Source organism: Microbacterium alkaliflavum (genome assembly GCF_044325405.1).
In the GTDB taxonomy this organism is placed as follows: Bacteria; Actinomycetota; Actinomycetes; order Actinomycetales; family Microbacteriaceae; genus Microbacterium; species Microbacterium alkaliflavum.
Map to the genome: position 1 here is coordinate 229949 of NZ_JBIQWL010000002.1, position 13795 is coordinate 243743.

Below are 13795 nucleotides of genomic sequence, written 5' to 3' on the forward strand. Positions count from 1 at the left end.
TCAGAGCATCTCGAGGTTGCTCTTCAACTCGAACGGCGTGACCTGCGTGCGGTAGTTCTGCCACTCGGTGCGCTTGTTGAGGAGCACGTAGTTGAAGACCTGCTCGCCGAGCGTCTCTGCGACGAGCTCGGACTCCTCCATGTACTCCAAGGCGTGGTCGAGGCTCGCGGGCAGCGGCGCGTATCCGAGCGCGCGGCGCTCCGCGTCGGAGAGCGACCACACGTTGTCCTCGGCCTCGGGAGGAAGCTCGTACTCCTCCTCGATGCCCTTCAGACCCGCGGCGAGCATGAGTGCGTACGCGAGATAGGGGTTGGATGCCGAGTCGAGTGCGCGGTACTCGACGCGCGACGACTGCCCCTTGCTCGGCTTGTAGAGCGGCACGCGCACGAGTGCCGAGCGGTTGTTGTGGCCCCAGCAGATGAAGCTCGGAGCCTCGTCGCCGCCCCACAGGCGCTTGTACGAGTTGACGAACTGGTTGGTGACGGCGGAGATCTCGTTCGCATGGCGCAGCAGCCCGGCGATGAACTGACGGCCGACCTTCGACAGCTGATACTGCGCACCCTCTTCGTAGAAGGCGTTGACGTCGCCTTCGAACAGAGACATGTGGGTGTGCATGCCGCTGCCGGGCTGGCCGCTCAGCGGCTTCGGCATGAACGTCGCGTAGACGCCCTGCTCGATGGCCACCTCCTTGATGACGGTGCGGAACGTCATGATGTTGTCCGCCGTCGCGAGGGCGTCGGCGTAGCGCAGGTCGATCTCGTTCTGGCCGGGGCCGCCCTCGTGGTGGCTGAACTCGACCGAGATGCCGAGGTCTTCCAGCATCCGCACCGACCGGCGGCGGAAGTCGTGCGCCGTGCCGCCCGGGACGTTGTCGAAGTAGCCTGCCGAGTCGACCGGCTCGGGGCCGTCGGCGCCGAACGACGACGACTTGAGCAGGTAGAACTCGATCTCGGGATGCGTGTAGAACGTGAAGCCCGCATCGGCGGCCTTCGCGAGCGCGCGCTTGAGCACGTGTCGCGGATCGGCGACGGCGGGCTGTCCGTCGGGCGTCGTGATGTCGCAGAACATGCGCGCCGTCGGGTCGATCTCGCCGCGCCACGGCAGGATCTGGAAGGTCGTCGGATCGGGATGCGCGAGCAGATCGGATTCGTACGACCGCGTGAGGCCCTCGATGGCCGAGCCGTCGAAGCCGAGCCCCTCGGTGAAGGCCCCCTCGACCTCGGCCGGCGCGATCGCCACCGACTTCAGCGTTCCGATGACGTCGGTGAACCAGAGTCGGACGAACTTGACTCCCCGCTCCTCGATCGTACGCAGAACGAAGTCACGCTGCTTGTCCATCTGATCCTCTCCTGGCCGCCGCCGGCCAGACTATTCGGCGTCCTCGCCGGTGCCGCCGGACGAGCCCCAGTCGTCGTTGCGCGCATCGTCCTCGGCCCACGCGCGAGAACGCTCGCGGATGACCTCGGGCGCGTTCGCCGCCTCTTCGGGAGTGTCGAAGGGACCCGCACGATCGATCGACGGAGATACGAAGCCCTTCTCGACCTCGCCGGTCTTGAGGTTGTACCAATACTTCTCGTTGCCGTCCGTCATGGCGCCTCCCCTTCGATCCTGCCTCGATCCTACTGATCGGCCGCGCGACGCTGGATAGGCTGAGCCCATGGCATCGAAGACGAATCGTGCGGTGGGCGTCGACATCGGTGGGACGGGCATCAAAGGGGCCATCGTCGATCTCGAGGCAGGCGCCCTGCAGAGCGACCGCATCAAGGTGCCCACCCCGAAGGGGGCGGAGCCGGCCGACGTGCTCGAGGCCGTGAAGAAGGTGCTCGACACGCTCGAGGTGGCCGACGATCCCGACGTGCACCTCGGCGTGGCGTTCCCGGCGATCGTCAAGGGCGGCCGCACGCTCTCGGCGGCCAACGTCTCCGACAAATGGATCGGCTTCGAGGCCGAGAAGTTCTTCGAGGACGGCCTCGGCCGCGACATCCACTTCGCCAACGATGCCGATGTCGCAGGCATCGCGGAAGTGCGCTTCGGCGCGGCGAAGGGCCGCGAGGGGCTCGTGCTGCTGACGACGCTCGGCACGGGCATCGGGTCTGCACTCATCTACAACGGCGTGCTCGTGCCGAACAGCGAGCTCGGACACGTGCAGCGCGCGAAGCACAAGGGCGACGCCGAGAGCTTCGCCGCGTACTCGGCGATGGAGCGCGAGGAGCTGTCGTGGGAGGAGTGGGCGCAGCGCCTGCAGTGGTACTACAGCTACATCGAGTTCCTGTTCAGCCCCGATCTCCTCGTGGTGGGCGGCGGGGTGTCCAAGCACGCGGACAAGTTCCTGCACCTGCTCGACCTGAAGACGCCGATCGTGCCGGCCGTCCACCGCAACAACGCCGGGATCATCGGGGCTGCCGCGCTGGCACTGGGATAGGGGCGAATGGGCCGGCCTGTACGCCGGGTTCTGTTCCGGGGCGAAGCCCCTTCGACGGTCATCTCTCTCGGCGACACGTTGCCGTGCCGCTCCAGCGGCCTACCCGGGGACTCGGCGGGCCGCGTCATCATCCCCTGTCTGGCCTTGCTCCGGGCGAGGTTTACCTTGCGGGTCGCGTCACCGCGACCCCGGTGGTCTCTTACACCGCCCTTTCACCCTTACCCCGGCCGAGGCCGAGGCGGTCTGCTCTCTGTGGCACTGTCTCGCGGATCGCTCCGGGTGGGTGTTACCCACCGCCCTGCCCTGTGGAGCCCGGACGTTCCTCGGCGCGGCGGCCGAAGCCCCGCGACGCGACCGTCCGGCCGACCCATTCGCCCCGCGATCATATCGATCCGCCCTGAGAGGCGACGCCGACGCGCGATCGTGATCGGCGCGCGGGGCGGTTCAGGAGTAGATTGTGCAGTGCAACCGACTTCGACTTGGGGAAAGTCGGGCATCAGCCTTTTGGGGAGGCTTGCCATGCGTGCATTGGTGTTGTCTGCAGCCATTGCCACCACGCTCGTTCTGGGGGTTCCGACAGCCGGGTACGCGACCGAGGGATCCGATCCCTCGCCGTCGCCGTCGCCGACGGGTTACACCCCCACTCAGCTGAGCAATCCGACGCTCGCCGGATCGACAGCCGTCGGCGAGTGCAACGGGGACGTTCCCTGGATCAGCTTCACGGTGACGCTGGTGGATCCCGACAACCAGTCGACGAGCCACACCGCGCACCTCGTGCTGACGAACGGGACCGAGACGGCCGACATCCCGCTCGGCGAGCTCGTCGACAACCACCTCAGCGGCCGCGTGCTGTGGCCGGGTGCGTCCGTCGACGCCGCCGGCAACCCGACCGGCTGGCCGGGCTGGGCGTTCGAGAATGGGAAGTGGGTCGAGACCGACGGCAACTTCCGCTGGACGCGCGGCGCCATCACCGCGACGCTCGAGGTGAACCCGTCGCTGGTGGTGCCGCTGTCGTACCCGCCGTCGACGCCGAACTGCGCGACCAATCCGCCTGTGACGCCGGTCGGCTCCACGACGTCGTCCACGGTTCTGCCGGTGACGGGTCTCGGTGTGGCCGTCCTTCCGATCTCGATCGCGGGCGCCCTGCTCGCGGTCGCGGGCATCGTGCTCCTGCTGCTTCGCCGCAGGCGCCGAACCCACAGCTGAGACATGTCGGGCGATACCGCCCGGCGACGCGGCAGGCGGTTCCGGCCGGTCCTCGTCGTGAGCGCCGTCGTCCTCGCTGTGCTCCTCGCCGCATCGGCGTGGGTCGTGGTGCGCGCCGTGCTGGTCAAGAACGAGCTCGAGGCCCTCGTCCCGGTCGTCGGCGAGCTGCAGGAAGCCGCCTCGAGCCGCGACGTGTCTCGGCTCGAGGACATCTCCGCGACCGTCGGCGAGCACAGCGAGCGCGCCGCGTCGCTGACGTCCGATCCGGTGTGGCGCCTCGCGGAGGCGCTGCCCGCCATCGGGCCCAACCTCACGGCGGTCCGCGTCGTGGCGGACCAGCTCGTGATCCTCGACCGCTCCGCGGTGCATCCGCTCGTCGACCTCATGGGCTCCCTCGGATCCGGCCCGGAGCAGGCCGCAGGCGGCTTCGATCTCGCACTCGCGGCCGACGCCCAGGCCCCGCTCGCCAAGGCCGCGAACGCGCTGCATCACGCCGCGGACACCTTCGGCGCGCTCCCCCGCGCGAGCCTCATCCGGCAGGTGCGGGATGCCGTCGACAAGCTCGACGAGAGCACGACGGCCTCGGCGCCCATCGTCGGCGGCCTCGCCCGCGCGGCGAGCGTGCTGCCGCCCCTCCTCGGTGCGGACGGGCCGCGGACGATCCTCGTCATGCTGCAGAACAACGCCGAACTGCGCACGGGCGGCGGCATCACCGGCGCCTACGTGCTCCTTCGGGCAGAGGGCGGCCGGATCTCCATGGTGCAGCAGGCCGACTCGGGCCAGTTCGCGCCGAGCGGCACCGACATCGTGCCCATCCCGGAGTCGACGACCCAGCTGTACGGCGACGTCATCGGACGATTCGTGCAGAACGCGACCGCAACGTCGGACTTCGCGCTCTCGGCCGGCCTGGCGAGCACCTGGTGGCAGGAGAAGTTCGGCGTGACGCCCGACGCCGTCCTTTCGATCGACCCGCTCGTGCTCAAGTCGCTCCTGGCGGTCACCGGTCCCGTGACACTTCCCGACGGGTCTCAGCTGAGCTCTGACAACCTCGTTCAGCGCCTTCTCATCGACCCCTACCTGACGCTCGACCCGGTGCAGCAGACGGCGTTCCTGCAGGCTGTCACCGGCGCCGTCTTCTCACAGCTCCTCGCGTCGCCCGACGTCCTCAACTGGGCCGAGGCCCTCGCCGCGCCCGTCGAGCAGGGTCGTGTCTCGGTATGGAGCGCGCACCCCGCCGAGCAGGCTCTCATCGACGGGACGGCGATCGCGGGCCCCCTCGCTCGTCACGCCGACGCGGGCGACGATGCCTTCGCCGTCTACTTCAACGACGTCACCGGCGGGAAGATGGATGTCTTCCTCGACGTCAGCATGACCGTCGGCACGGCGGACTGCCGTTCGGACGGTCGCCGAGACGTGTCGATCGTGGTGACGATGGGCAGCCGCGCCCCGGCGGATGCGGCCGCAAGCCTCCCGTTCAGTGTGACTGGCGGCGGGCTGCTGGGCACGGGCAACGGCGACATCGGCACGATCGTGACGGTCGCCGCGCCGCCGGGCTGGTTCTACGGCGGGGTGTGGAAGAACGGCGAGCCGGAGGTGTCGACGAACGTCGTCGACAACGGGCATCCGTCGACCGGCGCGCGCGTGAACCTCTCCCCCGGCGAGACGAACACGATGGAGTACCGCTTCGTCTCGGCAGAGCCCGGCGCTGTCGCGCCGACGATCGTGCACACCCCCCTGGTTGACGACGTCGCGATCTCCGCGGACGACGCGACCTGTCGCGGCTGATCAGCCCTTCTCGGCCGACTGCGCGATCTTCAGGTCGAGCGGGAAGTCGATCGGGAAGTCCCCGAACAGCACGCGACCGGCGGATGCCGCGGCCCCGCGCACCGCGTCGGCCACCTCGTCGGCGAGCTCGGCGGGCGTGTGGACGATGATCTCGTCGTGCAGGAAGAACGCGAGGTGCGGCATCCCCTCGAAGACGGGCCCCGAGCGGGGTGCGGACACTCCGGCGCCGGGGAGCACGGCGAGCCGTCCGCGCAGATCGGCCAGCCACGCGAGCGCCCACTCGGCCGCTGTGCCCTGCACGACGAAGTTGCGCGTGAACCGGCCGCGGTCGCGCGCCCAGCGACGGGCGCGGGTCTCGTCGGCTCCGGATGCCTCTACCTGGCTCGCCTGCAGCTGCGTCGCCCGCCATCCGGACGACGGCGAGGGTGACGACCGGCCGAGCCACGTCGTGACGACACCGCCCTGCTCGCCGATCCGCGCGGCGTCGTCGACGAGCGCCATCGCACGCGGGTAGATGCGCCGCAGGCGCGGGACGAGCCGGCCGCTCTCGCCGGTGGTGGCGCCGTACATCGCCCCGAGGAGCGCGATCTTCGCCTCGCTCCGCGTCGCGACGGCGCCGCTGTCGACGATCCCCGTGTAGAGGTCACGCCCGCGCGCCGCGGCGGCCAGCTGCTCGTCGCGTGACATGGCGGCCAGCACCCTCGGTTCGAGCTGCGCGACATCGGCGACGACGAGAGTCCATCCTGGATCGGCGCGCACGGCCGCGCGCAGCTGGCGCGGCACCTGGAGCGCGCCGCCGCCGGCGGCCGCCCACCGCCCCGTCACGACGCCGCCGGGCACATACACGGGCCGGAAGCGCCCGTCGCGCACCCATTCCTCGAGCCACGTCCAGCCGTTGGCGCTCAGCAGCCGCGCCATCCTTTTGTACTCGATGAGCGGGGCCACGACGGGGTGCGTGTGCTCCGCGAGCTCCCAGCGGCTCGTCGACTCGACGAGCAGTCCGACCCGGTGGAGCGACCGCAGGAGCTTGGGCTGGGAGTCCAGGCTCGCGGCCGGATCGCCGAGCTCGCGGCGGACGCGATCGGCGGCATCCTGCATCCGCACCGGAAGTCCGCCTCCCGCCGGCCGCTCCCCGAGGATCTCGGCGAGGATGCGGTCGTGCACAGCGGGGTCCCACGGGAGGCCGGCGGCGCGCAGCTCGACCGCGATGAGCGCGCCGGCCGACTCCGCGGCCAGGAGCAGTCGCAGACGCCGCGCATCCGGCGACCGGGCGACGGCGGCCTGCTGACGCGCGAACTCGGCGAGCACGTCGTCGAGCGCCGTCGGGGGTCCCGACGAGGCCGCGGCATCGTCGAGGTCGAAGAGCGCAGGCGCGGCGTCGACGGCCACGCCGGACGGGCCCGCATCCCATGCGGCCGCCGCGCGGAGCTCGTCGGCGTGCTCGACGAGCGCCGAATCGCGCAGGATCGCATGGCACAGTCGCAGGTCGTGGCAGCGCGCGAGGCGCACGCCCGCCGCGACAAGGTCGGGGTACCACGCGGGCGCGTCGCTCCACACCCAGCGGACGGTCCGGGATGCCTCGACCTCGGCCACCCATCGGGCGAGGTCTGCGGGGCCCGGCGAGGTGCGCTCGAGCTCCGCGCCGGCGGCGTCGAGGAGGGCCGCGACCGGCTCGCCCGCGACGAGCCCGAGCGCGATCCAGCTCGGCGGCTCAGCGCCGGCGGAGCTCGACACGTCGATCGACCGGACGCTCGCCGGTGCGACGGCTCACAGGCCGGATTCCTCCGTGCGCACGAGGATCGCACCGCACTCCGGGCACATCACGACGAGGTCGTCGGGGGCCTGGCGCAGCGTCTGCAGGTCGGTGCCCGCGAGCACCATGCGGCATGCCTCGCACGTGCGGGCGCGCAGCAGCGCGGCGCCGGTCGTGCGCTTCGCGATCCGCTCGTACTGGGCCAGGAGATCGGCGGGCACGGCTCCCGCGACGGCGGCGCGGTCGCGCGTCGCCTGCTCGAAGGCGGCCGTCGCGTCGGCGACAGCCTGCTTGCCCTCGGCGCTGAGCCGCGATCCCTCGGCGTTGGTCTCGGCGATCACGGCCTCCTGCTCGCCGACGGCGACGTCGGCCTGCTCGAGCCGGTCCATGATGTCGAGCTCTGCATCCTCAAGGTCGCTCTTGCGGCGCGCGAGCGAGGCGAGCTCGCTCTCGAGGCCCTGAGCCTCTTTCGAGTTCGTCGACGTCGCGAGACGCTCCGAATCGCGTGTGCGCCGCGCGTCGACGACCGCGACATCGGACTCGATGCGCGCCAGTTCGGCTCTCAGGTCGTCGCGGGCGCCGAGGCGCGTCGCAAGCTCCTGGCTGAGCTCCTGCCGCTTGGCGAGGAGCTCGTTGACACGCGCCGCCTGGGCGGGGTTCTTGCGGGCCGTATCGGCCCGGTCGATGCGGGCGTCGAGGTCTGCCACCTCGAGGAGACGACGCTGGTCTGCAGGGCTGGCATTCACCCTCCCAACCTACCGTGGGGCGTCGACGCGGCGATGAGCGCGGACTAGCATGCAACGACCGGTCCGCAACGGAGAGGAACGCGTCATGAGCATGCTGCGCACGAAGTCGGTCGAGCAGGCGATCGCAGACACCGACGAACCGGAGTTCCGCCTCAAGAAGTCGCTCAGCGCGCTCGACCTCACCGTCTTCGGCGTGGGGGTCGTGATCGGTGCGGGCATCTTCACGCTCACGGGTCGCGCTGCGCACGACGTCGCGGGACCCGCCATCGTGATCAGCTTCGTCGTGGCGGCGATCGCTTGCACTCTGGCGGCGCTCTGCTACGCCGAGTTCGCCTCGACGGTGCCGGTCGCGGGCTCCGCGTACACGTTCTCGTATGCCTCGCTGGGCGAGCTGTTCGCGTGGATCATCGGGTGGGACCTGATCCTCGAGATGTTCCTCGGCGCGAGCGTCGTCGCGCAGGGATGGAGCGCGTACTTCGGGACGCTCATGTCTCAGCTCGGCCTGCCGATCCCCGAAGCGATCGGGTACGGCGGCACGGTCGACGTCATGGCGATCCTGCTCGTGGTCGTGCTCGGCGGACTCATGACCTTCGGCATCAAGGAGTCGCTGCGCGTCAACCTCGTTCTCGTCGCGGTCAAGATCTTCATCGTCCTGTTCGTCATCGTCGCGGGCCTGCTGTTCGTCAACCCGGCGAACTGGTCGCCCTTCGTGCCGCCGGCCCAGCCGACCGAAGCCGCATCGGGTCTGACCCAGCCTCTCCTCCAGTTCCTCTCCGGCATCGAGCCCACCGCGTTCGGCGTCGGCGGCATCTTCGCGGGCGCCGCGCTCGTCTTCTTCGCCTACATCGGATTCGATGTCGTCGCCACGACGGCCGAGGAGACGAAGAATCCGCAGCGCGACATGCCGATCGGCATCATCGCGTCGCTGCTGATCTGCACGCTGCTCTACTGCGCCGTGTCGCTCGTCGTCACAGGCATGGTCCCGTACCAGGAGCTCGACCCGGCCGCCGCCCTCGCCAACGCCTTCGTGTACCACGGCGCCGACTGGATGGCGACACTCATCTCCGCCGGGGCGGTCGCCGGGCTCACGACGGTCGTGCTGACGCTGCTGATCGGCGCGACCCGCATCATCTTCGCGATGTCGCGCGACGCGCTGCTGCCGGCGGGGCTCGCCAAGGTGCACCCGAAGCTCCGCACCCCCTGGGTCATCTCCATCGTCGTCACGGGGATCGTCGCGGTCGTCGCCGGATTCACGCCGATCGGGCTCCTCGAGGAGATGGTCAACATCGGCACGCTCTCGGCGTTCGTGCTCGTCTCGGTCGGCGTCATCGTGCTGCGTCGCAAGCGCCCCGACCTCAAGCGCAGCTTCCGCGTGCCGCTGAACCCCTGGCTGCCGGGACTGTCGGCGCTCATCTGCGTCTACCTGATGCTGAACCTCACGGTGGAGACGTGGCTGCGGTTCGTCATCTGGCTCGTCATCGGGTTCATCATCTACTTCGCCTACTCGCGGCGGCACTCGCGGCTCGGCAAGCCGGGCTACCAGGACTTCGCGCTCCCCCACGTCGTCTCGCACGAGCGCGACGACAGCGACGGCGACCCGCGGAAGTGAGGCGAGGTGGGGATGGTGGGCCCTGCCGGGATCGAACCGACGACATCCACGGTGTAAACGTGGCGCTCTACCAGCTGAGCTAAAGGCCCGTCCGACCAGTCTATGGGCAGGCCTGTGACTGCCCAGGTGCCCGGATGGCGTCGCGGCGCCCGGTCACGGGCAGGAATGCCATACGGCAATCCTGGCATCCCCTGACTCGCTAGGCTGATGCAGGATGCGTTGTCTGTGGCGAACAATGCCGGCGGCATCCCGAAGCCGATTCCCTGGCACGACCTGCCAGACGACGAAAGGTCTCTTGTGACTGTCAACGATCAGGATCCGTACTCCCAGGGACCGCTCGACAGCGATCCGGAAGAGACCTCCGAGTGGCAGGAATCCCTGCATCAGCTCGTGCAGGCCAAGGGATCCGGCCGTGGCCGCGAGATCATGCTGAGCCTGCTGCAGAAGTCGCACGAGCTGCAGCTCAACGTTCCGCAGGTCCCGACGACGGACTACATCAACACGATCGCGCCCGAGAACGAGCCGGAGTTCCCCGGCGACGAAGAGCTCGAGCGCCGCTACCGCCGCTGGATCCGCTGGAACGCCGCCATCACGGTGCACCGCGCACAGCGTCCCGGCATCGGCGTCGGCGGTCACATCTCGACCTACGCGTCGTCGGCCTCGCTGTACGAGGTCGGCTTCAACCACTTCTTCCGCGGCCTGGACGACCCGTCGGGCGGCGACCAGATCTTCATCCAGGGCCACGCCTCCCCCGGCATCTACGCCCGCTCGTTCCTCGAGGGCCGGCTCAGCGCCGACCAGCTCGACGGCTTCCGTCAGGAGAAGTCGAAGGCGCCCGAGGGCATCCCCTCGTATCCGCACCCGCGTCTCATGCCGGACTACTGGCAGTTCCCCACCGTCTCGATGGGCCTCGGCCCCATCAACGCCATCTACCAGGCGATGACGAACAAGTACCTCACCAACCGCGGGATCAAGGATCTGTCGAACTCGCGCGTGTGGGCGTTCCTCGGCGACGGCGAGATGGACGAGGTCGAGAGCCGCGGCCAGCTCCAGGTGGCCGCCAACGAGGGGCTGGACAACCTCACGTTCGTCGTCAACTGCAACCTGCAGCGTCTCGACGGCCCGGTCCGCGGCAACGGCAAGATCATCCAGGAGCTCGAGAGCTTCTTCCGCGGCGCGGGCTGGAACGTCATCAAGGTCGTGTGGGGCAGCGGCTGGGACCGCCTGCTCGCGAAGGACACCGACGGCGCGCTCGTGCACCTCATGAACACGACGCCCGACGGCGACTTCCAGACGTACCGCGCCGAGGACGGCAAGTTCATCCGCGACCACTTCTTCGGACGGGACGAGCGCACGGCCGCCCTTGTGAAGGACTGGTCGGACGACGAGATCTGGGGCGACCTGCGCCGCGGCGGTCTCGACTACCGAAAGGTCTACGCGGCCTACAAGGCGGCGACCGAGCACAAGGGTCAGCCGACCGTCATCCTCGCGAAGACCATCAAGGGCTACGGTCTCGGTCACCACTTCGAGGGCCGCAACGCGACCCACCAGATGAAGAAGATGACGCTGGAAGACCTCAAGCACTTCCGCGACTCGATGCGCATCCCGGTCTCCGACGCGCAGCTCGAGGAGAACCCGTACCTCCCGCCGTACTTCCACCCCGGTGGCGAGGACGAGACGATCCAGTACATGGTCGAGCGCCGCCGCGCCCTCGGCGGGTTCCTCCCGGAGCGCCGCTCGCACCACGTGCCGATCACGCTCCCCGGCGACGAGACCTACGCCCTGCCCAAGAAGGGCTCCGGCACGCAGGAGATCGCCACGACGATGGCGTTCGTCCGCCTGCTCAAGGACCTTCTGCGGGCGAAGGACTTCGGCAACCGCATCGTGCCGATCATCCCCGACGAGGCGCGCACGTTCGGCATCGACGCCTACTTCCCGACGGCGAAGATCTACAACCCGAACGGTCAGAACTACACGTCCGTCGACCGCCAGCTCCTCCTCGCCTACAAGGAGAGCCCGCAGGGTCAGATCATCCACGTCGGCATCAACGAGGCGGGCGCGGTCGCCGCGTTCACGGGGACCGGCACGTCCTACGCCACGCACGGCGAGCCGCTCATCCCGGTCTACGTCTTCTACTCGATGTTCGGCTTCCAGCGCACGGGCGACGCGCAGTGGGCGGCGGGCGACCAGATGGCGCGCGGGTTCATCATCGGCGCGACCGCGGGGCGCACGACGCTGACGGGCGAGGGCCTGCAGCACGCCGACGGCCACTCTCAGCTGCTCGCGTCGACGAACCCTGCCACGGTGTCCTACGACCCCGCGTACGGCTACGAGATCGCGCACATCGTGCGGTCGGGTCTCGAGCGCATGTACGGCGGCAACCACCCCGACCCCAATGTCATGTACTACATGACGGTCTACAACGAGCCGCTCGTTCAGCCGGCGGAGCCCGAGGGCGTCGACGTCGAGGGCATCGTGCGCGGCATCCACCGCATCTCCAGCCCCGAAGGCGAAGGGCCGCGCGCCCAGATCCTCGCGTCGGGCGTCGGCGTGCCGTGGGCGCTCGAGGCGCAGCAACTGCTCCGCGACGACTGGGGCGTGCAGGCCGACGTCTGGTCGGTCACGTCGTGGTCGGAGCTCCGCCGCGACGGCCTCGCCGCCGACGAGCACAACTTCCTCCACCCCACGGAGGAACCCCGCACCGCGTACATCACCGAGAAGCTCCGCGACACCCCCGGCCCTGTCATCGCGGTGAGCGACTGGATGCACGCCGTCCAGGACCAGATCCGTCCGTGGGTGCAGCACCGCTTCGCGACGCTCGGCGCCGACGGCTTCGGCTTCTCCGACACCCGCGCCGCCGCACGCCGCTTCTTCAAGATCGACGGGCCGTCGGTCGTCGTCCGGACGCTTCAGGCGCTGGCCGAGGAGGGCGTCGTCGACCGCAGCCTCTCGGCGCAGGCGATCGAGAAGTACCGCCTGCACGACGTGACCGCCGGCACGAGCGGCAACGCGGGCGGCGAGAGCTGACCGAGCGGATGCCCGCCAGTTCCACTCCGATGGACAAGACCGAGACGCTCGCATGGCTGCGGCGCATCTCGGGAGACCTCGCGACGGCGACGATCAAGCGCCTCGAGGACACCCTCCCGTGGTACGCCGACATGCCGCCGGCGCGACGGTCGGCCGTCGGGCTCGTGGCGCAGGCGGGCATCTCGTCGTTCATCCAGTGGTTCGACGACCCCAAGTCGACGCCGTGGATCGCGGCGGACATCTTCGCCGCGGCCCCGCGCGAGCTGCTGCGCAGCGTGAGCCTGCAGCAGACGCTGCAGCTCATCCGCGTGACCGTCGAGGTCACCGAGGAGCGCGTCGCGAGCAAGAGCGAGCCGCTGCGCGAGGCGATGCTGCTCTACTCGCGCGAAGTCGCCTTCGCCGCCGCCGACGTCTATGCGCGCGCGGCCGAGACCCGGGGCCTCTGGGATGCCCGGCTCGAGGCGCTCGTGGTCGACTCGATCCTGACGGGCGAGGCCGACGAAGAGCTCCCGAGCCGCATCGCGGCCCTCGGCTGGCACGGGCACGGAGAGGTCGCGGTGCTGGTCGGCACGACGCCGCCGCTGCTGGACGTCGACCACCTGCGGCGCACCGCGCGCAAGCTCGGGGTCGACGTGCTCATCGGGGTGCAGGGCACGCGCCTCGTGCTCGTCCTCGGGCGCGCCGAACTGCCCGCACGCGCCGACGAGGTGCAGACCGAGCTTCCATTCCCCGAGATCGCGCGCCGGCTGGAGCCCGGCTTCGGCACGGGCCATCTCGTCCTCGGACCCGCCGTTCCCGCCCTCGTGGACGCGAGCCAGAGCGCGCGGGCCTCCCTCGCCGGTTTCGCCGTCGCCCGAGCGTGGCGGCATGCCCCCAGGCCCGTCGAGGCCGACGACCTGCTGCCCGAACGCGCTCTCGCGGGCGATCCGCTGGCCAAGCAGACCCTCGTCGACCGGATCTTCCGTCCGCTTCAGCAGCACAGCGCCGACCTCGTGACGACGCTGTGGAGCTACCTCGACAACGGCCGGTCGCTCGAGGCGACCGCGCGCGAGCTGTTCGTGCACCCGAACACGGTGCGCTACCGGCTCAAGCGCGTCTCCGAGGTCATCGGATGGGATGCCACGGGCCCGCGCGAGGCGCTCATCCTCCAGACCGCGCTCATCCTGGGCTCGATCGCGACCGACGGAACCCGTCGGCGGACGACGACGCCACGGCGCGGACACGCATGATTCTGTACGCCACGAACA

General features: G+C 69.8%; 10 protein-coding genes, 1 tRNA gene and 1 other RNA gene. 6 read left to right on the plus strand and 6 right to left on the minus strand.

Translation table 11 applies throughout. The features are described from left to right. Complete coding sequence (gene glnA, locus ACH3VR_RS06050) at positions 1-1338, minus strand: type I glutamate--ammonia ligase (RefSeq protein ID WP_396639866.1); 1338 nt, start codon at positions 1336-1338, stop codon at positions 1-3. A gap of 30 nt (positions 1339-1368) precedes the next feature. Further along, positions 1369-1590 (minus strand): SPOR domain-containing protein, encoded by a 222-nt coding sequence (locus ACH3VR_RS06055; RefSeq protein ID WP_396639867.1) that lies wholly within the window; start codon positions 1588-1590, stop codon positions 1369-1371. Positions 1591-1657: 67 nt separating this feature from the next. Between ACH3VR_RS06055 and ppgK the strand changes: the two genes are divergently transcribed. Further along, complete coding sequence (gene ppgK / locus ACH3VR_RS06060) at positions 1658-2422, plus strand: polyphosphate--glucose phosphotransferase (protein WP_396639868.1); 765 nt, start codon at positions 1658-1660, stop codon at positions 2420-2422. Between the two features lie 3 nt (positions 2423-2425). Here the strand turns inward: ppgK and rnpB are convergent. Next, an RNA gene (gene rnpB, locus ACH3VR_RS06065) (RNase P RNA component class A) lies at positions 2426-2792 on the minus strand. 164 nt (positions 2793-2956) lie between these two features. Between rnpB and ACH3VR_RS06070 the strand changes: the two genes are divergently transcribed. After that, positions 2957-3628 carry an LPXTG cell wall anchor domain-containing protein gene (locus tag ACH3VR_RS06070; protein ID WP_396639869.1) on the plus strand — a complete coding sequence of 224 codons (672 nt, stop codon included), beginning with the start codon at positions 2957-2959 and terminating at the stop codon, positions 3626-3628. Between the two features lie 3 nt (positions 3629-3631). Next, positions 3632-5413, plus strand: a complete 1782-nt coding sequence (locus tag ACH3VR_RS06075; protein ID WP_396639870.1) for a DUF4012 domain-containing protein — start codon at positions 3632-3634, stop codon at positions 5411-5413. Here ACH3VR_RS06075 and ACH3VR_RS06080 read toward each other — a convergent pair whose 3' ends face one another. Continuing rightward, on the minus strand, positions 5414-7147 hold the full coding sequence (locus ACH3VR_RS06080) for a bifunctional 3'-5' exonuclease/DNA polymerase (RefSeq protein WP_396639871.1): 1734 nt from the start codon (positions 7145-7147) through the stop codon (positions 5414-5416). A 33-nt stretch (positions 7148-7180) separates the two neighbouring features. Next, positions 7181-7912 carry a zinc ribbon domain-containing protein gene (locus ACH3VR_RS06085; protein WP_396639872.1) on the minus strand — a complete coding sequence of 244 codons (732 nt, stop codon included), beginning with the start codon at positions 7910-7912 and terminating at the stop codon, positions 7181-7183. Positions 7913-7997: 85 nt separating this feature from the next. Here ACH3VR_RS06085 and ACH3VR_RS06090 point away from each other — a divergent pair, with 85 nt between their 5' ends. Continuing rightward, entirely contained in the window at positions 7998-9521 is a 1524-nt protein-coding gene (locus ACH3VR_RS06090; protein WP_396639873.1) for an amino acid permease, read from the plus strand. A 13-nt stretch (positions 9522-9534) separates the two neighbouring features. On the opposite strand, the gene ACH3VR_RS06095 is transcribed toward ACH3VR_RS06090, so the two are convergent. After that, a tRNA-Val gene (locus ACH3VR_RS06095) sits at positions 9535-9610 on the minus strand. A 208-nt stretch (positions 9611-9818) separates the two neighbouring features. Here ACH3VR_RS06095 and aceE point away from each other — a divergent pair. Together aceE and ACH3VR_RS06105 are read left to right on the plus strand one after the other, a co-directional pair. After that, positions 9819-12548, plus strand: coding sequence for a pyruvate dehydrogenase (acetyl-transferring), homodimeric type (aceE, locus tag ACH3VR_RS06100; RefSeq protein ID WP_396640447.1), 2730 nt, complete (start codon positions 9819-9821; stop codon positions 12546-12548). Between the two features lie 29 nt (positions 12549-12577). Further along, complete coding sequence (locus tag ACH3VR_RS06105) at positions 12578-13777, plus strand: PucR family transcriptional regulator (RefSeq protein WP_396639874.1); 1200 nt, start codon at positions 12578-12580, stop codon at positions 13775-13777. Positions 13778-13795: the final 18 nt, after the last annotated feature.